This window comes from Sporomusa rhizae, assembly GCF_041428845.1.
Lineage (GTDB): Bacteria > Bacillota > Negativicutes > Sporomusales > Sporomusaceae > Sporomusa > Sporomusa rhizae.
Genome location: NZ_CP156925.1, coordinates 3,389,451 through 3,414,570, shown reverse-complemented (window position 1 = coordinate 3,414,570; position 25,120 = coordinate 3,389,451). Strand labels below are relative to the sequence as shown.

Below are 25,120 nucleotides of genomic sequence, written 5' to 3'. Positions count from 1 at the left end.
TATGACTGACTGGTCAGTCGTTGAAGTGGTAATAATTCGATTCCCATCTTTGTAAAAGGTCGTGAGTTTATGTTGTCGCAACTATTTACGTGGAGAATATTTCCTTCTACCCGGGTATCTTTACTATTGGCAGTAATGCTGCTTCCTTTAGGATTTTTCCTACCGGAATGGTGGGGATGGGAAAACGGGCCGATCGAAAATACTCAAGTGATTATCCTTATCGCCGGGGCAGTATTGTCCTGGCTGGCGGCTCGCCACAATCGTGATGATAGTCAAATCTGTAAGTTATGGTTATGGACAATCCCTGTCTGGTTGATGCTTGTTGGGCGTGAGCTGAGCTGGGGTCGAGTCTTCTTTTATCCGGTCTCTGTTGGACCGGATGGTCCGATATTCCCTGCAATTCATAGAATCTGGTACGGACGATATGTTTATCCAGTCAATACCATCATTACTATTAGTACACTATGTGGCCTATGGTACAATTTTAGTTGGTCTAAGATCAAACAGTTATGGCGTATACCAGCTATTGACGGGATATTATTCGTTCTTTTTACAATAGCCGCGCAGTTTGTTTTCGAGAAAAGTCTGATTAGTGTCCTTAAGCCTTATTCGCAGCTGCTTGAAGAATGGTCTGAATTGATAGTTTATTGGTGCATGGTTAGTATTTTAGTAGTGAATGGTTTTAAAAATACGAAAGCATGTGAAACCAGCTTATTAGAATCAAATATTAAGTCGAATTCTTTTAAAAATTTTCTCAGTTAATCGTACATACTATGCCGAAGACTGTACTTGGATAGCGTACGGTGGTTTTATTTGTGATTGTTTCAAATAGATAGGTATGTTAAAATCTGACCCTATCGCGTTTGAAATTATGAAATTTTCTTAATTGACAAAATTATGTTTGAATGATAAGATACACCTGATTTTACAGGATAAGTATAAATTAAATTTTTTCAGAGGATGAATCTTCTAAAATTGTGTTTACAACGATGTATTATTATGATCTTGTTTCTCGTAGCTAATTGGCGGAGGTAGACAAATGAGTACAGCGATATTGGCGTGTCAGACTCTCAAGGGGGAACTAGAATTAGCGATTAAAAATACTAAGTCGGATTACCCTGTTTTTTATATCGAATCTGGACTGCACAATAACCCTGATTGTCTAAGAGAAAGAATACAACAAGAAATTGACCGACTTGTTTTAGATAATGTTAGCGTTATTTTGCTGCTATTTGGGTATTGTGGTCATGGTTTGCTCGGAATTAAATCTGATAGAGCTAAGCTAGTTATTCCTAAAGTGGAGGATTGTATTCCGCTATTACTAGGATCCTGTGAAAGAAAGAAATGGATTTCTCAAGAAATGGGTACCTATTTTCTTACCAAAGGTTGGCTTGAAGGTGAAAAAAATTTGTTGAATGAATATGATTACTGTTGCAAACGTTACGGGCACGCCAGAGCCTTCAAGGTTATGCAGACTATGCTTGCAAGTTATAAACGACTAATGATTATAGATACGGGAGCCTATCCTATTGATAGTATTACGCCACGAACACAGAACTTCGCTAACGAGCTAGGATTGCAGCATGAAGTTACTGACGGCTCGATACGAATAATTACCAAGCTTCTCAAAGCGCAGTGGGACGAGGAGTTCCTGGTGCTTGAAAAAGGACAAGAAATTACCTTAAATATGTCCTGAATTTCATGTAATTGTTGAGAATTTGTCATAGGAAAGGCACCTCATCTGATAGTATTTTTGCATACTCACTATAGCAGACAGTAGAGGTTTTTTTCGTTTTTTAAGAAAAATGATGATATTACTTTGATCGTTACGACATGCTCGCTTTGAGGCGATTTCGGTGCTTTGAAAGTTGAGTCATTTGAAATAATTGACAAAAGTAATTGATCAGTATAAACTACGTATAGATGTATAGATAGAATGGGTGAAAAGTGAGAGGGTATAATGAGAAGTCGCGAAACCTTAATACCGGTTTATTATCGTTTGGCAGAGGACATAAAACAACAAATTGAAGCTGGCGTGTTAAAAGATGGAGATTTGATTCCGACCGAGACGCAGCTCGGTGAGCAGTACGGGGTTAGCCGTATGACTGTTCGGCAGGGAATTAGTTTGTTGGCTGAGGCTGGTTTAATTGAAACAGTCAAAGGCAAAGGAAGCTTTGTTACTCGCCCTCGTTTAAATCAGTTGGTTATTGATCTGAAAAATAACGGTGCTGACAATGAACAATTATGTTACAAACTTATTAATGTTAATTTAATTCGAAATAAATCGGATTTAGCCACAGAATTGGGTTTTATCGGTGAAACCAACATCATTACACTTAAACGGTTATTGTTTAGAAAAAATTTACCGATCGCTATAGAAGAAAAATTTCTTCGCTATCAAAAAGGTAAGCCTTTGTTGGAAACGATGCTGGAATATGCCGATTTACCAGAATTGGTTGCAAAGCATCAAGACAGTGTACCTGTACGCAATGATGTGGTAATATCTGTGTCGGCTTTATCAACAGAACAAGCTGAATTGTTAGAAGCAAACGAAGGGCTTCCGGCATTGGTAGTGAAACAAGTAATTTTCGCTAAAGAAGATAAACCACTGGGAGTATCTGTCATGGTTTGTCATAAAGATAGATTTGAATTGAAGGCGACCTCTTATCCAATTTCAGGAAGGTTGTGAGATTGATGCTGAAAATCCAGAAAATGCTGGTTTGTGCCATGGCTAGACTGGACGATGTTACGGTGATGAATCTCGTTAAACAAGGTCTTGAGATGGGAATTAATCCCTATGTTTTATTGGAAGAAATCAGGTTGGGGACCGACCGTGTAGGTGAGCTTTACAGTAAAGGTGAATATTTTTTGTCAGACCTGATTATGGCGTCTGAAATCTTTAAAGATGTGCTTGCTTTGGTAAATCAAGACAGGGTAGTTAGAGCTATCACTTCGTATCCTACGGTCGTATTTGGTACAGTGGCAGAGGATATTCATGATATTGGCAAAAATATCACAACAGGCATTATGCGCTATAACGGATTTGATATCTGCGATTTAGGTGTTAACGTTCCTGGAGAGAAATTTGTCGAAGCTCTTAAACTGCATAATAGTCGGATTGTTTGTTTGACCGGATTGATTACTGAGGCATTTGATTCCATGAAAAACACAATACAGATGGTGGAAGAATCTGGATTGCGTTCTCAAACAACGGTAATTATCGGCGGCTTGGTCAATGAAAGTGTAAGAAAGTATACCGGAGCCGATTATTGGGCTACCGATTGTACCAAGGTAACTGAACTTTGCCGGAGTATTCTTGTGACTAAAAAGAAAATGGCTCAATCGTTATAAAGGAAGTGGACAGATGGGGACGGCAATATTGGCGTGCCAGACACTCCGAGCAGAACTGACATTAGCAGTACAGGAAACCAAGAGGGATTTTCCTATAATATATGTTGAGTCAGGTTTACATAACACACCTGAATTATTACATAAAAAAATTCAAGAAGAGATCAATCGGATTGATAATGTTGACACAATATTGCTGCTATTTGGTTATTGTGGAAATAGCCTGCTGGGTATTAAATCAAATAAGGCAAAATTAGTGCTGCCTAAAGTCGATGATTGCATTCCTTTGCTCTTAGGTTCGTGTGAAACCAGAAAGAATATATCGAAAGAGATGGGGACGTATTTTTTGACCAAAGGCTGGTTGGATTACGAGAACAACTTGCTTAAAGAATACGAGCGTTGTATTAAACGCTATGGACAGAATAGAACCTCAAAAATAATGAAAATTATGTTGGGACATTATAAACGCTTTATGCTGATTGATACGGGTGCTTATCCGTTGGAGAGCGTACTTACCTATACGAAGGATATTGCGGCGAGACTCAATCTGTATCATGATGTTACGTCAGGGTCATTGAGGTTATTCTATAAATTGTTACGTGGAGAGTGGGATGAGGAATTCCTGGTGCTTGAACCGGGAAGAGCGGTTACAATAAGTGATATTTGTGGTGGAAGTGATGCGGCTCAGACTCAAATTAGCCAAGGAACGTCTATGAATAATTTGAGCTTGAGCAAAAACAACGCCTAGAATCTCTCTAATGGGGTTCAGGGCGTTGTTTTTGTTTTAGTACAGCAGGAATAATTATAAGAAAAATAAAAAAATATTGACAAGTTAGTAAATTTTAGCTAGTCTATATATAGATGTATATACAAATCGTGTCTTAAAAAAAGATGTTTTGCTGTTTGCTCCTATGATTTGCCTATTAACATCTTTGCGATAGTAAGGATTTTAGGGGGAACAACCACAAATGAAGAGTCTTAATAAACTGGTAAATGAAGCAATTGCTGCAAGAGCAAATCATGCGGCTATTATCGAAGTAGACAAAATTAATTTTGTAGAAGATTTTAGAAAAGCATGCGAACAGAATGTTTGCAGAAAATATGCTACCAATTGGATGTGTCCGCCGGGGGTGGGTTCTTTTGCCGAGAGTAAAGCTAAAGCGTGCCGTTACCACTATGGACTTTTGATTCAAACAGTGCATCAAATGGCCAGTTCATTTGACTGGAAAGGTATGATGGCGGCTAAAAAAGCTCATGACAAAGTATTTAGAGAATTACTGGCCAATATTAAAGATAAGTATAAAATGACAGACATACTGCCGCTGAATGCGGGAGCCTGTGAACTTTGTGAACGCTGTGCCTATTTGGATAATGAAAAATGCCGGTTTCCCGAAGAAGCATTTCCATCAGTAGAAGCTTTTGGTATTGATGTAATTAACCTGGAAAAAACGTGTGGAATCCCCTACTACAATGGAAAAAATACAGTTTCTTATGTTGGTCTTATATTATTCAATTGATACAGTCGCATAGTACTCTGAAGGGTACATTATCCATTGTTATGATTACAACATGTTTCGCTACAGGTACATAAAATAGGATTTCTATGATGAGAGTAAAACGTGTATGCTGTGATTTCAGTGTCATTAGATGTTGGTATAAAATTTGCATAAATCATTTAAGTTGTACAAGGCAGCAAACATGCTTGAACTTAATGTATTATTTTTCGAAAGCAAAGGAGTGACGAGCATGCGGTTAGAAGATGTTAGCAAAACTGCTTCTGTTTTTCGCGAACTGAATGTATTTGACTGCTCGGTAATGGTATGTGATACAGAGGGAAAGATTCTTCACTATTCGCCAGCAGACACATTTCACGCAGAGGTAAAAATTGGGGAGATTGCTAAAGGCGGAGCTATGTTGGAATGCATCAGAACTAAGAAGAAAGTGGTAACTTCAATACCTACGCACGTATACGGTATTCCCTGTAAAGCTATTGTAAGGCCTGTATTTGACGAAAATCAAGAATTCATTGGTATTGTTGGTGCTGCGGTCAGTATGCAAACTCATGAAGTTTTACAGAATGCCGCACAGAATATAGCAGCAACCTCCCAAGAGTTGAGCGCAACGGTTGAAACTCTTAACATATCAGCCAGTAACCTTTCCGGTGACTTAGCACAGGTTCTCCATGATGGAGAAAAAGTTTTGAATGACATAAAAAAAACCACTGATATTTTACGCTTTGTTAGCGACGTGGCAGCTAATTCGAATTTACTAGGGCTCAATGCCGCGATTGAGGCTGCCAGAGCGGGAGAACATGGGCGTGGATTTGCAGTTGTAGCGGAGGAAATCCGGAAAATGGCTATTAATAGTGGTAATTCGGTTAAGGATATCGAGACTATTCTTAAGACCATACAGCAGGATACTAAAAAAGTAGTAGATGTATTAGTGAAAACAGCAGAATTAGGAAATGCTCAGGCTACTTCGACAGGTGAGATTTCAGCATCAATTCAGCAACTAGCCGCAACTGCGGCTGATATCCAGGAGGTTGCAGACTCTGTGTGATTAATTATTATTTTGAGGGAGTGGATTAAATGGCAGATGTAATGACTGCAGAAGAAAGACTGGTAGCTTCAATTAATCTTCAACCGGTGGATAGGGTGGTTTGTGCCCCTATTATTGAACAATATGCGGGTCAGCATGTTGGGATGACTAACCAAGAGTTCCTCTGGAATTGGGATAAAGCGCAAGCTGCTATCCAGAAAGTATGGGAAGACTATCCGGTATGGGACAGCAACGCTTATATGCTGCATGGTCGTATTGGACCGGTTGCCACAAAGTGTGGTCCCGGACGTTTCAAAATGCCAGGGAAAGAATTAGAAGAAAATGCGCAATACCAAATTCATGAATTTGAAACTATGACTCGTGAAGATTACGCAATTCTCAAAGAAAAAAGTTGGCTGGAATACCGCTTGACCTTCCTTGAAAGGGCTCATCAGGTTAGCAGGGAAGAAGTACTTGCCGGACAAAAAGAGATGGCCAAGCTTCGCCAAGATGAGATTGACCGGAGCCTTGCCAGGGGCCAAAGTTTAACCTGGGGAGCCATTATGGGTACTGTTCCGTTTGATGCATTATCGATTGTCCGCTCTATGGAGCGCTTTTATAAAGATATGTATCAGATTGCCGACCAGGTGGAAGAGTTGCTTTGGATAGTTAACGATGCAGTAATCGCCGGTTGTGAGGGAGCTGTTAAGACCACCGGAATTAACCGGGTATTTGTTGGTGGGGTCAGAGGTGCCGGCCAATTCATAAACAAAAAGAATTTTGAACGGTTTGTCTGGCCGCAATTAAAAGTTATGGTTGAAAAGTTAGTAGAAAAGGATATTGTCCCGGTTCTGCATTTCGACGCAGACTGGACAAAGAATTTAGAATACTTCCTTGATTTGCCGAAGGCTAAATTTATCCTGGAATTAGACAGTGCGACAGATATTTTTAAGGCTCACGAAATACTGAAAGGTCATTGCGCAATTAAGGGAGATGTAAGCCCATCATTATTCACGGTAGCTTCACCAAGTGAGTTGGACGAATATGCTAAAAAACTGATTACAACATTCAAAAATGGTGAAGGACTAATATACTCATCAGGCTGTAACTTGCCGATGAATGCCAAACGCGAAAATGTTGATGCATTTTTTGCTGCGGTAGAAAAATATGGTCGATATAATTAATTGCCGAACAAGGCAAAACAGTCTCACTCTATGTGGGACTGTTTTTGCACTGTTTCAAGTTAAATAATATTGCTGATATAAGTGAATGGTTGATGGGAGGAGGCTGTTTAATGCAATGCAAGTCAAAAATGATAGAACGGAATTACGAGCTTGCTCAGAAAAATTTGCGTCAAATTTTTGACAAACTGCCGCATGCAATTTTTGTAACTGACAAAGATGGTAATATACTGCTTTCCAATTCAACAACGGCATTAACTTTAGATATGTCTTTGGACCGATTGCTAAAATCCAACGTAGATGATCTGGTAAAAAAAGGCTTTTACACTAAGTCTTTTGCTATGGAGGCGGCAGAAACAAAGTGTGTTAAAAGCGGAGTATTAACAACTAAACTAGATTTTATACAATATTCGAGCAGTACACCAATATTAGATGATAATGGAGAAGTAATCCTAGTTGTAACCTACGGCAGGCCTTACAATACCCAGGAAACCTACGCTAGCCGTGAGGAGAAGGAACGAGTAAGCCGGCGTAAGCGCGAAATAGAGTATTTAAGAAGCTATGTTCTGGATACGGAAAGCATTGTGGCCGAAAGCAAGAAGATGAAGCAAGTATTATTGAAGGCTCATAATGTTGCGCAGGTAGACAGTACAGTGTTGTTAACCGGGGAATCAGGAACAGGAAAAGAGATATTGGCTAAATATATTCACCGGCACAGCAAAAGATCGGAAGAGGCATTTATTGCAGTAAACTGCGCTAATCTACCGGAAAATCTTGTAGAGTCAGAATTATTTGGCTACGAAAAGGGCGCTTTTACTGGCGCAAATGCCGAAGGAAAAGTTGGACTATTTGAAGCTGCCCATAATGGTACCTTGTTTTTAGACGAAATTGCGGAACTTCCCTTTGCGCTTCAGGCGAAACTGCTGAGAGTACTTGAAACCTGTGAAGTTCGTCGCCTTGGCAGCCATGTTGACCGGAAAATGGATTTTAGGCTTATTGCGGCAACTAATAAAAACTTAAAAAAGATGGTAGAGGAAGGCTTATTCCGGAGTGATTTATATTATCGGCTCAACGTAATACCGATTATGATTCCACCGTTGCGTGAGCGACCGGAAGATATTGTGGTGCTGGCCTTGCGTTTCCTGGAAAATTTTAATAAAAAATACGGTTTGGATGTTGAGTTTGATTCTGAGACTTTTGCAGAATTGCAAAGTTATAAGTGGCCCGGAAATGTACGGGAATTAAAAAGTGTTGTAGAACGGAAAGTAATCAGCAGCCTGCAAGATAGCCAAACAGACAATTTGATTTTTGATGCAATGGCTCAGGGGAATGAATATCAATACAATATTTTTAAATTGCTGGGCCTAAGTGGAACTTTGCGGGATGTATTGAAAACGGTTGAAAAGCAATATATCAATCATGTATTGAGGGAAACCAATGGGAAAATTGGAGAAACTGCTGAAAGCTTAGGTATTTACCGGACGGTTCTGTATCGTAAATTAAAAGAATATCAAAAGCAGAATGATGTGAAAGTTTGAGAATTAGATGAATGGATGCTCTTTAAAGAGATATCCATTTTTTATTTGTATGTGAGCTTACTGTCAATGTACCTAAAGAGGTATATTGACAGTTTTGAATTTACTGAAGATTGAATGAATTGGTACATATAATGAGGCTGTGTGAGAGAATAAATGCTTTTAAGGCTTGCTATTGCTGGGTTTTTATCTTTGATAAATTATTGGCACAAAAAATGCTATATATAGGCACGTAGTAATAATTCACACATAAAGGAGTGTAACAATGATGGCAAAATTGATAACCGCTGATCAAGCAGCAGCCTTGCTACAAGACAACATGACAGTAGCAACTACCGGTTTCGGTCTTGCAGGCTGGGCTGAAGAAATTGCGGAGGCGCTTGAGAAAAGATTTACCGGAACAGGCCAACCGAGAAATTTGACCCTTGTACATGCCTCGGCAACAGGCGACTGGAAAGACCGGGGAACAGTACGGATCGGCTATGAAGGGTTAATTAAAAGGTGGATCGGTGCCCATATCGGATCATCGGCTACTATGTCGAAGCTGGTGTCGGAAAGCAAGATCGAAGGCTATTGCTTGCCACAGGGAGTTATTGTTCAGCTTTATCGTGAAATTGCAGCAAAAAGGCCGGGTGTCCTGACTAAGGTCGGTATGGGGACTTTTGTTGATCCGCGCCTGGACGGCGGTAAAATGAACGCCAAGACAGTGGAAGATATAGTAAAATTAGTGGAATTTGACGGCGAGCAGTGGCTTTATTACAAGACTTTTCCTATTGACGTCGCAATCATCCGGGCAACTACCGCTGATGAAAGCGGCAATCTCACCACCGAAAAAGAGTCGGTTATGCTTGAAATGCTGGAATTGGCACAAGCCGTGAAAAATAACGACGGCCTAGTGCTTGCCCAGGTGGAATATCTGGCCAAAGCCGGTTCGCTGCATCCACGGGACGTTAAGGTTCCCGGCATTTTAGTTGATCACATTATTGTGGCTACAGATCAAAGATGCTGCTGGCAGACCGAGGGGCTTTACTTCAATCCTGTCTTTTGCGGTGATGTTAAGGTGCCTTTGGACAGTATTCCGGAGCTTCCTTTAACCGAACGCAAGATTATTGCCCGACGTGCTGCCATGGAGCTGGTGCCTGATGCAGTTGTAAATCTGGGAGTGGGAATTCCAAGTGATGTTGCCGCTATAGGAGCCGAAGAAAAGGTTTCGGAAATGATGACATTCACTACAGAGGCGGGAGGGATTGGCGGAGTACCGGCTAGTCTGCCTCATTTTGGTCAGTCATACAACGGAGAAGCCGTAATTGGACACGCCAATCAGTTTGACTTTTATGATGGTGGCGGTCTTGATGTAGCATTTTTGGGTTTGGCACAGGTAGATGAAGTAGGAAACGTAAATGTAAGCAAATTTAAGGGGCGGGCCATGGGACCTGGCGGTTTTATCAATGTTAGCCAAGGTTCAAAGAAGGTAGTCTATTGCGGTACTTTTACTGCCGGCGGTCTTGAAGTTGCCATTGAAGAAGGAAAACTTAACATTGTCCAGGAGGGGAAAGGTAAAAAATTCATCAATCAAGTGGAACAGATCACTTTTAGTGGGAAATATGCTGCCAAAAATAATAAGCCGGTGGTATATGTTACCGAACGTGCTGTGTTTACCCTGGAAAACGGACAGGTAACCTTAACGGAAATTGCTCCCGGTATTGATTTGGAAAAGGATGTTTTGGCATTGATGGATTTTAAACCGGTAATTTCCCCCGATTTAAAACAGATGCCGAGTGAGATATTCCAGACCAAGTGGGGTCAGCTCAAACAGATTATTGAAGCCAAAATGAAAGGTTGATGAATGATGCTTGATATGTCGCTTTCCCCTGAACAACAAAAAGTGCAGCAATTAGCCCGGGATTTTACGGCAAAATATATCATTCCAGTAGACCGTGAGTGGGACGAGATAGGGGAATTCCACGAGTTTATTCTGGAAGAAGTAAAAAAAGCCGGACTGAACTGCATGGCAGTACCCGGAGAATACGGTGGGCCTGGCTACTCATCTGTCATACAGTCCCTGGTTGCGGAAGAATGGGGTTATGGGTGCGCCGCTTTTGCCACTACTCTGGGAGGTAATGGCCTCAGCTCGTATCCGCTGGCTATTGCCGGCACAGAAGATCAAAAAAAGCTATATTATGGGCACTTGGTAAACGGCGGCATGGGAGGATTTGCCCTTACTGAGCCGAATGCCGGCTCAGATGCCGGTTCTTGTGCTACGACTGCAAAACTTGAGGGCGAAGAATGGGTACTGAATGGCACAAAATGTTTTGCCACAACTTGCGGCTATGCCAGCATTATAGTTGTGTTTGCTTCGACCGACCCCGGCAAGGGTGTTAAAGGATTGAGCGCATTCATTGTTGAGAAGGAGCGGGAAGGGGTTATTATCGGTTCTGTTGAGCATAAAATGGGCATTCGCAGCTCCAATACCGTCGAACTGCTTTTAAAAAACGTGAGAATTCCGAAGAGTCACCTTCTGGGCAAAGAAGGTGAAGGAATGAAAATTGCTATGAAAACGCTGGATATGGCCCGGCCAATTGTAGCCTCGCTCGCCGTGGGCGTTGCCCGACGGGCACTTGATGAAGCTGTAAGATTTGCAAAAGAATATCTTGATGTGAATGGTAAACCCATTGGCAGCCATCAGGCAGTGGGGTTCAAACTAGCCGATATGTCTACCCAAGTGGAAGCTGCAAGGCAACTGGTGCGAAATGCTCTTCGCCTGAAAGATGCCGGAGTTCCTTATACCAAGGAAGCAGCTATGGCTAAAACTTTTGCCACTGATGCTGCTATGCGTGTGACGGCAGATGCTGTTGAAATCATGGGACTCTATGGCTATTCCCAGGACGCTATTGTAGAAAAGCTTATGCGTGATGCTAAGGTCACCCAGATATATGAAGGCACCAATCAGGTTCAACGGATTGTAATATCCGGAATCCTGCTTAACTCATAAGTTGAGCAGGACAAATAGAGGAGGGTAACGCATGCGTTATGCATTAACAGAGGAACAACAGCTTATTCAACAGAATGCCAGGGATTTTGCCAGCGAATATGTTGAACCGGTTGCTGCTGAAATTGACCATACCGGGGCACATCCGGCAGATCTTGTTAAGAGGATGATTGAACAGGACTTCCTGGGTATTTTTATGCCAGGCGAGTATGGCGGCGCTGAAGCCGGCTATCTGAGTTATACCTTAATTATTGAGGAATTATCCCGGGTCAGCGGTGCGGTGGCAGCCATTCTTTTAAACCATGCTTCGCTGGCAGCGTATAGCATAAACCGCTGGGGTTCACCTGAGCAAAAGACGGCCTATTTATCAGCCTTATGCCAGGGTGAAAAGCTGGGAGCTTTTGCTCTCAACGAGCCGGGTGCGGCAATAGGTGCAGGCGAGCACAAAGTAACCGCGGTCAAAGATGGCGGCAATTATGTGCTCACAGGCCGCAAATGCTATGTGGCCAATGGCGGAGCTGCCGGAGTATATATTGTATTTGCCCAGACAAATACGGAAGAGGGCATAAAAGGCATCAGCGCCTTTATCGTTGATGCCACGGCAGAAGGTTTAGCGGTAGCCAGAAGCATTAAAAAGATGGGGCTTAGAGGCTGCCAGTCTGCCGAACTGATATTTGAACAGGTAAAAGTTCCGGCAGCGAATCTATTAGGTAAAGAAGGAGCAGGGATGGTGATTGCAGCCGATGCAATGGCTGCTGCCGGTATTGCTGAAGGCGCTATGGTTGTAGGCATTGCCCAGGCTGCTATGGAGGATGCCGTGAAATATGGTAAGCAGAGAATCCAGTTCCGCCGGCCAATTGCCAGCTTCCCTGCCATTCAGACCATGTTGGCCGAAATGGCTGCCAACATCCACATGCTGCGTTTAGCTGTATATGATGCTGCCGCCCTTTTGGAAAATGGCGAGCCGTTTGCTGCTGAAGCAGCCATGATCAGGCTGTTTGCCGGGCGAATTGGGCAAAGTGCGTTAATTGACGTTATCCAGATTGAAGGCGGTTATGGTTACAGCCAGGAAATGGTGGCGTCACGCCTTTATCGTGATGTCAAAGGCGTTGTAATAAAAAACAGCTCCATTGATTTCCCGGAGAAAATCATTGCCGGAAATCTGCTTTCTTGATAAATGCAGACTTAATTCAGACGGTGTTTTGACGCCGCCTGAATTCTAGTCGAAATTATCCAGGGACTTAGCTGCTCTTACTTCCGCTTGTAGAAGCGGGAGTCTTAGAGCAGGTTAGTCATCGGATAAAGAAAATATTGTGAACTGAAGGGGGCGAGGATGACACTCCTCTCCCAAATGAAGAAAGGGGTAAACCATGCAAAAGCTTCTTGTTTGCTACAAATGGGTATTGGATGAACAAGATATTAAAATAGCGGGAGATTTATCTCTCGATACCGGCAGGGCTAAATATAAAATCAGCGATTATGACAAAAATGCAATAGAAGAAGGAGCTCTTTTGGCGGAAAAGCATGGTGTCGGCGTTGAAGCTCTCACATTTGGAACGGCAGCCGCGAAACAGTCGCTTAAGGATGCTTTGTCCAGAGGCCTTGATAAAGTATATTGGATTGGCGACGCGACAAGCGAACAGGCAGATGCTTTTGTGACTGCCAATATATTAGCTGCCGCTATTAAAAAAATCGGACAATACGATTTGATTCTGTGCGGAGAAGGCAGCTCGGATTCCTATAGCCAGCAGACCGCCCCCCGGCTAGCTGCTTTGTTGGGCATCCCGGCAATTACGTTTGTGCAAAAACTTACTGTCGTTGACGGTAAAGTGGTGGCTACCCGTAAATTAGGTGATTGCATTGAAGAGATAACTGTAACCGGGCCGGCGATTGTCAGCGTTTTACCGGAAATCAACAAACCTCGCATACCCGGATTAAAACAGGTTATGGCTGCTGCAAAAAAACCGTCTGAGGAAGTTAAGATAAGTGAACTTGGTTTAAAAGCAGGGGAATTATCGCCTAAAGTGCGTGTTCTTTCCGTTAAGGGTTATGTCATGGACCGGAAAAAGGTTATCTTCAAAGAGGCTAATCAAGCCGATAATGTTGCTAAGCTAGTTGCCAGCCTTGCCCAAGAGGGCATGTGCTAGGGGAAAGGGGATTTCTAAAAATGTCAGGAATTTGGATTTACTCAGAAGATAGTGCTGTTGCCAAGCAACTGTTGACAGCAGGTCAGGAGCTTAAGAAAACCATGCAGCAGCCGGTCAATGTCATTACACTTAATGCTGAAAATGTACAAAGCTTAACCACAGCAGGTGCAGATAAAGTTTTTTTGTTGAAAGGAAATAGTATTTGGCCGGAAAGCTATGCGGGAGCTATTGCTGAGCTTTTAAGCAAAGAACAGGCAAGTGTTGTATTGGTAGGCGCTACTATGCGCGGCAAAGATCTTGCGGCCAAAATAGCGGCAATCCTAAAAACCGGTCTTGTTAGCGATGCATTAACTGTTCAATATGCTAATGATGCTATTGAAACCACACGACTGGTGTATGGCGGTTTGGCTGTGCGCACTGAGGCTTCCGCTTTGCCGGCTCTGATAACTATCCCGCCCCGGACTTTCCCTGAAACCTCTGCAGCGGCTGTACAGTGTGAAATTGTCACTGTTGAAGCAGCCAACCAAGACTCCCGGGTTACTGTCAGCAATGTATGCCCGATTGTGCGTGAAGGTGCGGACATCGCGACTGCCAATAAGATCGTTTGTGTTGGCCGTGGGCTGGCTAAACAGGAAGACGTGAAAATGGCGGAAGAGCTGGCAGCTGCCGTTGGTGGGGAAATTGGCTGTACTCGTGGTATATCCGAGGATTATCACTGGCTGCCCAGCGATCGCTATATCGGTATTTCCGGCCAAAAAGTAAAACCGGAACTTTATATCGGAATGGGAATTTCCGGTCAGGTTCAGCATGTTGTGGGAATTAGAGATTCCAAAATTATTGTTGTTATTGATACCAATGAAAAAGCTCCAATCTTTGAAGCTGCCGATTATGGCATTGTAGGAGATTTATATGAAGTTGTTCCTTTGCTGACGGCTGCACTAGAGAAAAAATAACCGGCAAGAGTTGTTGTAAAGTGGGGGAGTTATTATGTCAGATGATGAAAAATTTGATGCCATAATTATTGGTGCCGGTCCGGCCGGCACCGCCTGCGCGTATGTGCTGGCTAAGAACGGCAAAAGTGTTTTGCTGGTAGAGCGGGGTACAAGTGCAGGCAGTAAAAACGTTACCGGCGGCCGTCTGTATACGTATGCGCTGGAATTGGTGGAACCCGGCCTGTACCAGGATGCCCCGCTTGAGAGAAAAGTGGTTAGAGAACAGATTATGATGCTCGGCGCCAAAGGTGCCGTGACTATGGACTATATGGACTGCGTTTTTGGGGAAGGTATTCCCCAGTCGTATTCGGTGCTGCGTGCGCCTTTTGATGAATGGTTAGCCGGTCAGGCCGAAGCCCAGGGAGCTATGCTGGCTCCCGGTATACTTGTCGATGAGCTGATTGAAGATAGCGGCAAAATTGTCGGTATCAAAGCCGGCGACGACGAAATCTATGCAACCGTTGTCATAGCTGCTGACGGTGTTAACTCCTTTATTGCGCAAAAAGCCGGGTTGCGGAACGATATTGACGCACATAGTGTCGGGGTAGGGGCAAAAGAAATTATCGAATTGCCGGAACAAGTCATTGAAGACCGGTTTAACCTAGAGGAGAGCGAAGGGGCGGCGCGGGTATTGGTTGGCTGTGCCGGTGGAGTACTTGGCGGCGGTTTTCTGTACACCAACAAGAACAGTATTTCTCTGGGGGTAGTATTAAATCCCGCAGACCTTGCTTGCCAGGAAAAATCAATTCATGAAATTGTGCAGGAGCTAAAGATGCATCCGGCCATTTATCCACTTATTAAGGATGGTACAACTGTTGAATATGGCGCCCATCTTGTACCGGAAGTCGGATATCATGCTATGCCTAAATCTTTATACAGAGATGGACTAATCCTCGTGGGTGATGCGGCCGGTATGGTGGTTAATACCGGTACGATCATTCGCGGCATTGATCTTGCCATTGTAAGTGGTGTTGCTGCCGCACGGGCCATACTGAAAAACGAGAATGCTAGTAATATAGGCCCGGCTTATGTAAAAGAATTAGAAGATCTTGATTTAACACCAACGATGAAGCTATATGCTAACTTCCATGAGCTTATGAGCAACAGGCGGATGGTATCTGTTTATCCGGCCATGGCTAATGACATGATGAAGGTGATGTTTGCTGTTGACGGCAAACTGCCTGAGCGTATGGATAAGGCTATGCTCAAGGTATTGAAAAAGCATGTCACCTTCGGGCAACTGCTTGCCGACGGTTGGAGGGGGTTTAAAGCCATATGACAGTAAAAAAACTTTCACCAGAGGAACTTCTGGGCATGAATAAGTTCGTCGTTGATGAAGAAGAACCTCACATTGTTCTTGATAAAGCGATTTGCGCCAAATGTAAAGAAAAACCATGCCTGTTTGTTTGTCCTGCCGTGCTATATACCAAAAAGGACGGTGAGGTCAATTTTGATTATGCCGGCTGCTTGGAATGCGGAACTTGCCGTGTTGTTTGTAAAGATAAGGGGATAGTCAAGTGGACTTATCCGCGTGGTACGATGGGAGTCTCTTTTCGCTATGGGTAAAGTATTGTACCGCATCTTACCTTAGCCGACTAGAGAAGAGAGAGGATAAGCGTGAGAGGAATCGGACAGTGGGTGGCAAAACGGGCTCAATTAAGTAACGACAAAATTGCTTTAGCTTGTAAAGACCGCAAACTTACGTATAGGCAATTTAATAGCCGTATTAACCGCTTGGCAAATGGGTTAATACAATCTGGAATTCAAAAGGGAACCAGAGTTGCGGTATTCCTAATGAACGGCACCGAGCTTTTAGAAGTAATGTTCGCCTGTGCTAAGATCGGAGCTATTTTTGTTCCCATTAATTTTCGTTTGAGTATAGAGGAAACGGAGTACATTCTGCAGGATTCCGGAGCTGTCTTTTTCATTTACCATAAAGAGTATCAGCAATTAGCGGCCGAGGTTTGTGCAAAAGCCGCTATATTACAGAGCATTGTTGTAGGAGAAGAAGTTGCAGGAATTATTTCCTATGAAAATTTCTTGGGGAAATATATTGATGCAGAGCCTGAAGTTGATGTAGACGGGGATGAAGTGCATATGATTATGTACACTTCAGGAACTACCGGACGCCCGAAAGGGGCAATGCTCACACATGCGAATACATTTTGGAATATTATTCAGATTTTAATAGCGCAGCCTATTTTGGATACGGATACTACTTTTACGGTAGCTCCTATGTTTCATAGTGGAGCAATGACGATTTTAACATTAACGTTATTGTATAAAGGCGGTACTGTGATTATTACTAATAAATTTGATCCGGTACAAGTGCTGCAAAACATCGAGCAGGAAAAAATAACGTGTATGTTCCTGGTGCCGGCCATGTGGCTTGCTGTTACTCAGGTTCCTGATTTTGCTAAATATAACTTACATTCATTGCGTATTGGTATTTCTGCGGCGGCTTCTTGTCCTGCAACAGTAATAAAATTGCTGCAGAGGAAGGGGGTATCGTTAATTCAGGCTTTTGGCCTGTCCGAGGCGGCGCCGGTGGCCATTTTAACTATCCAGGACTCTGTCCGCAAAATCGGCTCTGTGGGCAAACCGGCTTTCTATGTTGATATAAGGATTGTGGATGAAAGCGGTTGTGATGTTTTGGATGAAAAAGTTGGGGAGTTATTGGTGCGGGCGCCAAATGTTATGAAAGGCTATTGGAAAAATCAAGAGGAAACACAGAAGGTCCTGCAAAACGGGTGGTTTGCCACCGGGGATTGCTTGTGGCGGGATCAAGATGGATTCCTATATGTGGCAGGCCGGAAGAAGGATGTAATTATTACTGGTGGGGAAAACGTTTATCCGGTTGAGGTTGAACAAGTTCTGTACCGGCATCCCAATATAAAAGAAGCCGCTATAGTCGGCGTATCTGATGAGAAGTGGGGGGAAGTTATAAAAGCAGTTATTGTTTTAAAAGATCCAAAGCAGCAAATAAACATTGAGGGTATTAAAGCTTTCTGTGAAGGCAAGCTGGCACGTTACAAAATGCCGAAAATCTTGGAATTTGTTTCGGCATTGCCACGTAACGCTGCAGGAAAGGTAGTGAAAAGCGCTCTGACAATGAGTAATGCCGGTTATAAAAACATATTTTTCTGAAATATCAGAGAATGTAATTGACAAAGGATATATATTTAGCTAGTATATGTATATAGATGTATATACATTAAGACAAATTTTGCTGTCATCAAATTGGAAATCATCTGTTACCCATTCATTGGCCAATAAGGGTTGTGTATGTTGAGAAATCTTATTATGGGGGGGTTATTTGTGGGGAATGAACAAAAGTTTTATGGTTGGAAATTGGTAGGTGTATTGTGGGCTTTGTATCTGCTTAACATGGGATTTCCACTGTATGGGGGTGCTGTAATTAACTCCTATATGATGAAAGAAATCACTATGGACCGCACTACTTTCGGATTAGGTTTTTCGCTCTTAAATCTATTTGTTGGTACATCAGCTATTCTTGTCGGAATGACAATTACTAAGTGGGGGGTTCGCAAGACTTTTATAATCGGTTCAGCTTTGATTGCTGCGGGTGCCTTATGGTTGTCCCTGGTTGCCACTGAGCCCTGGCATTATTTAGTAGGTTTTGGTTTTCTGACAGGCTGCGGTCTAGGATTTGGCTGTATTGTTGCCCTGTCGACAACGATTACCCGTTGGTTCGTTAAATTCCGGGGAAGAGCAATGGCATTGGCTATGACTGCATCGGGATTTGCCGGATTTATCGGAGCGCCGGCTATGAACAAACTTATTGCTTCCTCCGGAGGCAACTGGCGTTTGGCCTGGATGGTTGTAGCTGGAATTGCTGTTGTCAGCGCAATTATCGCTTGGCTCTTTGTAAAAGAACGGCCACAGGATCTCGGACAGATTCCTGATGGAAAAGAAGTGACGGAAACCGCAACTGCTGTGGCTGCAAACAATGCGTTAGTTACAAAGTATGTTTGGACACCGGCTGAAGTATATAAATCAGCTACTTACTGGCTGACCGTGTTGGCTGCGGCTGCCAGCCAATGGCCGTTTTTCTTCTTTACTGCCCACTGGATTATGCATCTAAAAGGCAAAGGAATTGCACCGGCAGATGCAGCATTTGCCATGGGCATGTTTACCATGGGCGGGATTTTCGGACGGCTGATCAGCGGCTGGCTGATGGACAAAATTGCTGCCCGCTATGTCTTTATGTTAGGTATGTGCTGTTATCTTGTCGGGTCATATCTTGCCGTGCAGGCTGCCCCTAACGCGATGATGTCGGCCTATATAGCAGCTATTTTGTACGGTGCCGGTTTTGGCTGGACCTTCGTAGCCCAAAATACTATGCTGGGCAACTTTTTCGGGCCTGCCGCTTTCCCGAAAATCAATGGCTCGCTGCAGGCAGTCACTGCAGTTATTGTTTCTTGTGCCGGTGTAGTAGGCGGGAAACTGTTTGATATGTTCCAAAGTTATACTCCGGCCTTTGAGCTTAATGCGGCTATCGGTTTTGCAGGTATTATTGTTGTGATCTTTGCAACCATGCCTAAACCGTCATCTAGTGCCAAATGTTCCGAAAGTGCATAAGTAAGAGAATTTCGTAAAAAGCATACCTTTTAGTGACAAAATGAAAAATGGGGGAGATTTTTTCATGAAGAAAACAAAATCACTAAAAAAATGGATGGCTATCATACCATTGGCACTTATGTCGATCACTATAGCTGGAATCCCGGCATTCGAGAATCCTGTACATGCTGCTGTAGCGCAGTCTTTCAGCGATGTTCCGGCAGGTCACTGGGCCTACGATGCGGTGGGTAAGTTAGTCAAGGCCGGTCTTGTTGACGGTTATACCGACAAAACATTTAAAGGCGATAGAAGCATGAGTAGGTATGAATTTTCCTTCATTGTTGCGAAAGCGCTGGACAAGTTTGAGACTGCCGATGAGAGCAATAAGGAGTTAATTGATAAACTTTCTTCTGAATTTGCCGGAGAACTTAACCGTCTGGGAGCTCGTGTGGCTAAAGTTGAAGCCAAAACTAATACCTGGATAAGCGGCGAGACTCGTTTCCGGGTAGTAGGCAATAATCCTAAGGCGCCTGGTTCAAAGAGATTGTCCGGATCTGATCAATTTGAATTCCGGCAACGGATTAAATTCTCAGGCAATATCAATGATAATATGTCTTACTTCGGGCGAATTGCTACTACCGGCGGCAATAAATTCGGTAATGCCGAATACAGTTCCGGGTCAGAAATCGCCCTTGATATGATGAATGTTACTGCCAAGAACACATTTGGATTTGATTCTATTCGTGTAGGTCGTTCTGCATTAGACTTTATAACTACTGGTCTAATTGGTAAACCCATGAATGTAGATGGTATATTGCTTACTGACCATTGGGACAAACTCAGCTTTAAGGGATGGACCGGTAATATTAAATCGAACAACTGGCTTTGGAATGCGCCTGCTAATAAGTTTACTTGGGATAATAGTGAATCCTATCAGCTCACAACGGGTCAGTTAGGCTATAAGCTATCAAAAAACTTAACCGTTAATGCCGGCTACTACTGGTCAGATGTTCCTGGAACCAGTACACTAACAGGTATGGGAACGCTAAATACTAATAGAGGATCTTTTTCAAGTTCACAAGGTTGGACATCATCTGTAACCTATAAAATGGGTAAATACACATTGTTAGGTGACTATGTGGGCAGCAAACTGGATAATGCTGCTAATATACCTGACAATCCTAAAGGTTGGGCAGTTCAGTTGAGTAACAGTCAGGGACCGGCTGCCATGTATCAAGCAGTTGGTTTGGTAAATCCCACTAAAAAAGGCACAGATGCATGGATGGTATCTTATCGCAGTGTGGATGCAGGAGCTATCCCATCCGGTGCCGGCGGATTTGATACTACCGCGGTAGCCAACCCCGCCCAGCCATACAGTGTATTTACTCACACAACCGACAATGTTAACGCATGGTTCCTGGCGTATCAAAATGTTGTTGCCAAAAATGTAGTTTTGTCACTTGAATATCAGGACTTTAAACTGAAAAATAAAGAGTTAACTAATTTGAAAGATGACAAGCTTGATAAAACCTACATGATGAAACTTGAATTCTTCTATTAAAATACAGTTGAATTAGCCACTGATTGCATAGGGACCCCGACTTGTTCGGGGTCGTCCTTTGCCTCTTTTTGCTACAAAAATTAGGTTAAGGAGGTAATAGAAGTGGATACTGAAAGAGTAGCTCTTCCTGTAGAGTCGGAAAAAGCGAGTCCGGTAAAACAGCGTGTAGTATTGATCTTGATTCTTTTAGTGACATTATTAGTTGCTTATCTTGATAGAGTCAATATTTCTGTTCTGGTTGCCGACGAAACCTTTCTCCGGGAGATGGGAATTAAAGGTGATGCGGTGGCGATAGGCTCGTTAATGTCCATGTTTTTATTTACTTATGCTATTACCAATGCCATATTAAGTCCGTTAGGCGATTGGTGGGGCCCTCGTAAGGTGATGGCCTTAGCCATTGTGTTTTGGATAGCTTCCTGTATTTATGGAGGAGTGGTATCTAGTTTTGCCGGTATGATCGTTGCAAGATGTATTTTAGGTTTGGGTGAAGGAATGCATTGGCCAATGCAAATGAAGTTTGTAAAAAACTGGTTCCCTCCACAGGAACGGGCTAGGGCAAATTCAACCTGGCTTATTGGTTTGACGGCGGGGCCGGCGTTGGCAATGCCATTCATGGTATGGATTATCGGGGCGTGGGGCTGGAGATCCAGTTTTTTTGCACTAGCGGCTATCGGTGTAATACCATTACTGCTGGTTTGGTTATTTACTACTGATCAACCTCGCGAGAACAAAAGGATTAGCTCTTCCGAACTGGAATACATTGAAAATGGGCTAATAACAGAAACAAATAGCATATTAAACAGGACAACTGAGTCGAAGTCAACAGGGGACAACTGGAAAAGCTTTTTATTGAATTTTGACTACTGGCTTTGTGTTATTTTTTATGTATTCAGTTCTTCGGCCTGGTGGGGACTGGCGACTTGGATTCCATCCTATCTCAAACAAGCCATGGGCTTTACTTGGAGTAGTATGGGTTTTTGGGCGAACGCACCCTATGCCGTAGGCATTATTTCTCTTATAGTAGCCGGTTACTTAACAGATAAAATTGAACGGAAAGCAACTTTGGGGGTACTGCATATGCTGGGCGGTGCAGTAGGAATTTTTTTTGCTGCCCACGCGACCGGACAGGTGGAAGCGGCACTTTGTCTCGTGTTAGCAGTATCTGCTCTGCTTATCGGACTGCCAGGACATTGGTCCATAATCCAAAAAGTAGTACCGGCTAGAGCGCTGGGAGCCGGCAGTGGCTTTGAGAGCGCGCTGGGCAGTCTTGGCGGTGCGATTACTCCGATGATTGTGGGCTATTTTATTAATGCGACAGGCAGTTATGTTGGCGGACTTATGTGTTTAGTAGCCTTCTGCTTGACGGGTGCGGTGGCAATGATTATTCTCTGGTTCCGCAACGTATAGCTTGTTAAAAGCAATAAGATGAATTTTGAAATAAAAGAATATATTGACAAATCACTATTGGTGCGTTACTATTTATATAGATGTATATACAACTGTAATAGGCGGATTGGAGGAATAAGTCTTAATGTTAATCATCGGAGAACTCATTAATACCAGCCGCAAAGCAATTCGCGAAGCGGTTGAAACCAGAAATGCGGCATATATCCAAGAGGTGGCCAAACAACAGGAAGAAGCTGGCGCAAACTATCTTGATGTTAACTGTGGCACTATGGTAGGCCAGGAAATCGAGTGTATGGAATGGTTGGTAAACACAATCCAGGAGATTACGGATTTGCCGTTATGTATTGACAGTCCGGATGAAAATGCTTTGCGGGCGGGTCTGGTTTTAGCAAAGACCGGTAACGGCAAGCGGATGATTAATTCAACAACTGCTGAAGAGAAACGCTACAAGGCAGTAATTCCGTTAGTAAAAGAATTTGATGCTAAGATTGTTGCGCTCTGTATCGAAGATGCGGGCATGCCGGAAACTGCCGAAGATCGTTTGCGCATTGCCAGCAAGCTGATTGACGATATGGAAAAAGAAGGAATTCGCCAGGATGACATCTATATTGATCCCTTGATTAAACCATTAAGTACTAATGACAAGTATGGTAAATCAGTATTGGATGCTATTTATGCCATTAAGAAGAAATATCCTGCCGTACATCTTACCTGTGGGTTGAGCAATATTTCTTATGGTTTTCCTAATAGAGCCGTTCTTAATCGCTTGTTTGTGGTTCAAACCATGACAGTGGGCATGGATGGCTATATATTAAACCCAACAGATAAAGCCATGATGGGTGTGGTATATGCAGGGCAGGCTTTGCTGGGGAATGACAGGTATTGTAAAAATTATCTTAAGGCGCATAGAAAAGGACTTTATGAATAACAGGTCCTACCGCCGTCGGGTAGCTTAAAAAATTAATTGAGGAGGAATTAATAATGGCAAAGATTGATTTGGTAAAAGCAGTAACTGAGTTAGAGGAAGATTTAGTAATTGAAGCCGTAAACGGACAGCTTGCAGATGGTGTGGCAGCAGTGGACATTCTTGGTCAGTTGCAAGAAGGTATGGAAGGCGTTGGCAAACTCTACGAAGCTGGTGACTATTACTTGTCCGAGCTCATTATGTCTGCAGAAGTATTCTCGAATGCAGCCGCTCTTTTAGGTTCAGCTCTTGCTGCCGGTGGAGATAAGAAAGCCATTGGCACAGTTATTTTAGGTACGGTAAAAGATGATATCCATGATATTGGTAAAAATATTGTTTCAACTATTTTGAATTGCAACGGTTTCAAAGTAGTGGATATCGGTGTTGACGCTCCTATAGAAAGTTTTATTGATGCGGTAAAAACTCATAATCCTGACGTAGTTGGCATGTTCTGCCTGTTAACAACTGCGTTTGATGTTATGAAAGAAACTGTAGCAGCAGTTAAAGATACCGGTACTAAAGCAACTGTTCTGGTTGGTGGTGGTCCGGTTGATGAAAATGTTGCCAAATGGTGCAGTGCCGATGGCTATTGCAAAAATGCCTATGATGCAGTTGAGATGTCCAGGAAGGCTTCCGGCGCTATTTAATTATTTTTCGTTACATAGTTCAAAAATGCTACTTAACAGCATAATAGTAGTGCCAATTTGTGGGGTCTAAAATCATAGGAAAAATGTAAATGATAATGTTATAATTGTGGTACTGGCGAAAAAAAATTATGTATGCAGGTACAAGGTGGGACGCGCTATGCATATTTTGCTCTTTGGTGGATTTTTAGGTTCAGGTAAGACAACCACAATTCTACAAATTGCCAAATATATTACTGAAAACAAGTGTGAAACAGTAGCTCTTATTGAAAATGAAATTGGCGAAGCGGGAATAGATGATAAGTTATTAACTGACAGCGGCCTGCAGGTAAAGCCATTATTTGGCGGCTGTGTATGCTGTCAGATTACCAGTGATCTAATAACTGCGGTAAGGGAAATAAATGAGACCATTAAGCCGGACTGGTTAATGATTGAAATGACGGGTTTGGCAATTCCCGGTAAGATTGCGCAACTGATTAATGACTACTGTAACTTTTACACCGGTTTTAAGACCATAACCATTGTTGATATGGCTCGCTGGCCTGAGTTAAAGGAAATTCTGGGGCCGCTTGTTACCGGACAGGTAGAGAAAACAGATTTTGTTATTATTAACAAGGTCGATATTGCCGGGGATGATCGGGAGGAAATTATCAACGATATCCGGGAATTAGTCAGCAACGTACCGATTAAGGTTACCAGTGCAGCCGAAAAATTACCTTCAGAGATAATTGAGGAGGTAATTCATTTTGCGTAAGTTTACCCATAAACTCACCCGTAAACTGGCACAAGCCCCCACAAATCTAACGGATGCTACGATTTTTAGTAAAAAGTATAGCATTAGTTTTAATAAGTCTGCGACCAAACAAATTATTGAGAACCTTGTAAAGCAACTGATACAGAATATTGGCAGGCCACTGTCTCACAATGGTATTATTGTTGGACATATTAAGATACTTGCCAAATTTTCAGAAGAAGAATTTTTGTTTCTATCGCTTACTAAGTTAGACCGGGTGGATGTAAAGCCATCTTTTCAATGGGAAAACGAATTGTCTGGCGAATGTAATACTATCGAATTGGATATCAACGTATTAGTCTTTGGACATAGCAAAAAGGTTATTGATGAAGTAGTTGATGGCTCACTTGCCATTTTGTACCGCGACAGTATGAGTGAATGCTGCAAGTGATTCAACAATGCTGTTTCGTCACCTAGCTTCCTTTCAGATAAGTGTGTTA

At 42.8% G+C, this 25,120-nt stretch carries 24 protein-coding genes; all 24 read left to right on the top strand.

All coding sequences use genetic code 11. The features are described 5' to 3' along the window. Window positions 1–69: 69 nt before the first annotated feature. The 24 genes from SRRS_RS16120 (at window position 70) to SRRS_RS16005 (ending at window position 25,071) form a co-directional block, all read left to right on the top strand. Complete coding sequence (locus tag SRRS_RS16120) at window positions 70–762, top strand: hypothetical protein (RefSeq protein WP_371361950.1); 693 nt, start codon at window positions 70–72, stop codon at window positions 760–762. A gap of 277 nt (window positions 763–1,039) precedes the next feature. Continuing rightward, on the top strand, window positions 1,040–1,696 hold the full coding sequence (locus SRRS_RS16115) for a DUF1638 domain-containing protein (protein ID WP_371361948.1): 657 nt from the start codon (window positions 1,040–1,042) through the stop codon (window positions 1,694–1,696). A 264-nt stretch (window positions 1,697–1,960) separates the two neighbouring features. Continuing rightward, entirely contained in the window at window positions 1,961–2,689 is a 729-nt protein-coding gene (locus SRRS_RS16110) for a GntR family transcriptional regulator (RefSeq protein ID WP_371361946.1), read from the top strand. Between the two features lie 5 nt (window positions 2,690–2,694). Further along, window positions 2,695–3,351 (top strand): B12-binding domain-containing protein, encoded by a 657-nt coding sequence (locus SRRS_RS16105; RefSeq protein WP_371361944.1) that lies wholly within the window; start codon window positions 2,695–2,697, stop codon window positions 3,349–3,351. 13 nt (window positions 3,352–3,364) lie between these two features. Then, a complete protein-coding gene (locus SRRS_RS16100) occupies window positions 3,365–4,096 on the top strand; it encodes a DUF1638 domain-containing protein (protein WP_371361942.1) in 732 nt (243 codons plus the stop codon). A 220-nt stretch (window positions 4,097–4,316) separates the two neighbouring features. Next, complete coding sequence (locus SRRS_RS16095) at window positions 4,317–4,865, top strand: DUF2284 domain-containing protein (protein WP_371361940.1); 549 nt, start codon at window positions 4,317–4,319, stop codon at window positions 4,863–4,865. 229 nt (window positions 4,866–5,094) lie between these two features. Beyond that, complete coding sequence (locus tag SRRS_RS16090; protein WP_371361938.1) at window positions 5,095–5,907, top strand: methyl-accepting chemotaxis protein; 813 nt, start codon at window positions 5,095–5,097, stop codon at window positions 5,905–5,907. 29 nt (window positions 5,908–5,936) lie between these two features. After that, the gene (locus SRRS_RS16085) at window positions 5,937–7,070 is read left to right on the top strand and encodes a uroporphyrinogen decarboxylase family protein (protein ID WP_371361936.1); all 1,134 of its coding nucleotides are present in this window, start codon (window positions 5,937–5,939) and stop codon (window positions 7,068–7,070) included. Between the two features lie 110 nt (window positions 7,071–7,180). Next, entirely contained in the window at window positions 7,181–8,605 is a 1,425-nt protein-coding gene (locus SRRS_RS16080; protein WP_371361934.1) for a sigma-54 interaction domain-containing protein, read from the top strand. Between the two features lie 265 nt (window positions 8,606–8,870). Next, a complete protein-coding gene (locus SRRS_RS16075; RefSeq protein ID WP_371369853.1) occupies window positions 8,871–10,445 on the top strand; it encodes an acyl CoA:acetate/3-ketoacid CoA transferase in 1,575 nt (524 codons plus the stop codon). A gap of 3 nt (window positions 10,446–10,448) precedes the next feature. Continuing rightward, the gene (locus SRRS_RS16070) at window positions 10,449–11,594 is read left to right on the top strand and encodes an acyl-CoA dehydrogenase family protein (RefSeq protein ID WP_371361932.1); all 1,146 of its coding nucleotides are present in this window, start codon (window positions 10,449–10,451) and stop codon (window positions 11,592–11,594) included. 31 nt (window positions 11,595–11,625) lie between these two features. Further along, window positions 11,626–12,765, top strand: a complete 1,140-nt coding sequence (locus tag SRRS_RS16065; RefSeq protein ID WP_371361930.1) for an acyl-CoA dehydrogenase family protein — start codon at window positions 11,626–11,628, stop codon at window positions 12,763–12,765. A gap of 196 nt (window positions 12,766–12,961) precedes the next feature. Beyond that, window positions 12,962–13,738 (top strand): electron transfer flavoprotein beta subunit/FixA family protein, encoded by a 777-nt coding sequence (locus SRRS_RS16060; protein WP_371361929.1) that lies wholly within the window; start codon window positions 12,962–12,964, stop codon window positions 13,736–13,738. A gap of 20 nt (window positions 13,739–13,758) precedes the next feature. After that, entirely contained in the window at window positions 13,759–14,691 is a 933-nt protein-coding gene (locus SRRS_RS16055) for an electron transfer flavoprotein subunit alpha/FixB family protein (RefSeq protein ID WP_371361928.1), read from the top strand. A 34-nt stretch (window positions 14,692–14,725) separates the two neighbouring features. After that, window positions 14,726–16,009 (top strand): FAD-dependent oxidoreductase, encoded by a 1,284-nt coding sequence (locus SRRS_RS16050; RefSeq protein WP_371361927.1) that lies wholly within the window; start codon window positions 14,726–14,728, stop codon window positions 16,007–16,009. Further along, window positions 16,006–16,296, top strand: a complete 291-nt coding sequence (locus tag SRRS_RS16045) for a ferredoxin family protein (protein ID WP_371361926.1) — start codon at window positions 16,006–16,008, stop codon at window positions 16,294–16,296. Before SRRS_RS16050 ends, SRRS_RS16045 begins: the two co-directional genes overlap by 4 nt. Window positions 16,297–16,347: 51 nt before the next feature. Then, complete coding sequence (locus SRRS_RS16040; protein WP_371361924.1) at window positions 16,348–17,877, top strand: long-chain fatty acid--CoA ligase; 1,530 nt, start codon at window positions 16,348–16,350, stop codon at window positions 17,875–17,877. Window positions 17,878–18,048: 171 nt separating this feature from the next. After that, entirely contained in the window at window positions 18,049–19,332 is a 1,284-nt protein-coding gene (locus tag SRRS_RS16035; RefSeq protein WP_371361923.1) for an MFS transporter, read from the top strand. Between the two features lie 64 nt (window positions 19,333–19,396). Continuing rightward, window positions 19,397–20,872, top strand: coding sequence for an S-layer homology domain-containing protein (locus tag SRRS_RS16030; RefSeq protein WP_371361922.1), 1,476 nt, complete (start codon window positions 19,397–19,399; stop codon window positions 20,870–20,872). Between the two features lie 102 nt (window positions 20,873–20,974). Continuing rightward, window positions 20,975–22,279 (top strand): MFS transporter, encoded by a 1,305-nt coding sequence (locus SRRS_RS16025; protein ID WP_371361920.1) that lies wholly within the window; start codon window positions 20,975–20,977, stop codon window positions 22,277–22,279. Window positions 22,280–22,403: 124 nt separating this feature from the next. Further along, complete coding sequence (locus SRRS_RS16020; RefSeq protein WP_371361918.1) at window positions 22,404–23,207, top strand: methyltetrahydrofolate cobalamin methyltransferase; 804 nt, start codon at window positions 22,404–22,406, stop codon at window positions 23,205–23,207. A 53-nt stretch (window positions 23,208–23,260) separates the two neighbouring features. Beyond that, window positions 23,261–23,890 (top strand): B12-binding domain-containing protein, encoded by a 630-nt coding sequence (locus SRRS_RS16015; RefSeq protein ID WP_371361917.1) that lies wholly within the window; start codon window positions 23,261–23,263, stop codon window positions 23,888–23,890. Window positions 23,891–24,047: 157 nt separating this feature from the next. Then, on the top strand, window positions 24,048–24,641 hold the full coding sequence (locus SRRS_RS16010) for a GTP-binding protein (protein WP_371361915.1): 594 nt from the start codon (window positions 24,048–24,050) through the stop codon (window positions 24,639–24,641). Next, complete coding sequence (locus SRRS_RS16005; RefSeq protein ID WP_371361914.1) at window positions 24,634–25,071, top strand: hypothetical protein; 438 nt, start codon at window positions 24,634–24,636, stop codon at window positions 25,069–25,071. Before SRRS_RS16010 ends, SRRS_RS16005 begins: the two co-directional genes overlap by 8 nt. Window positions 25,072–25,120 lie beyond the last annotated feature (49 nt).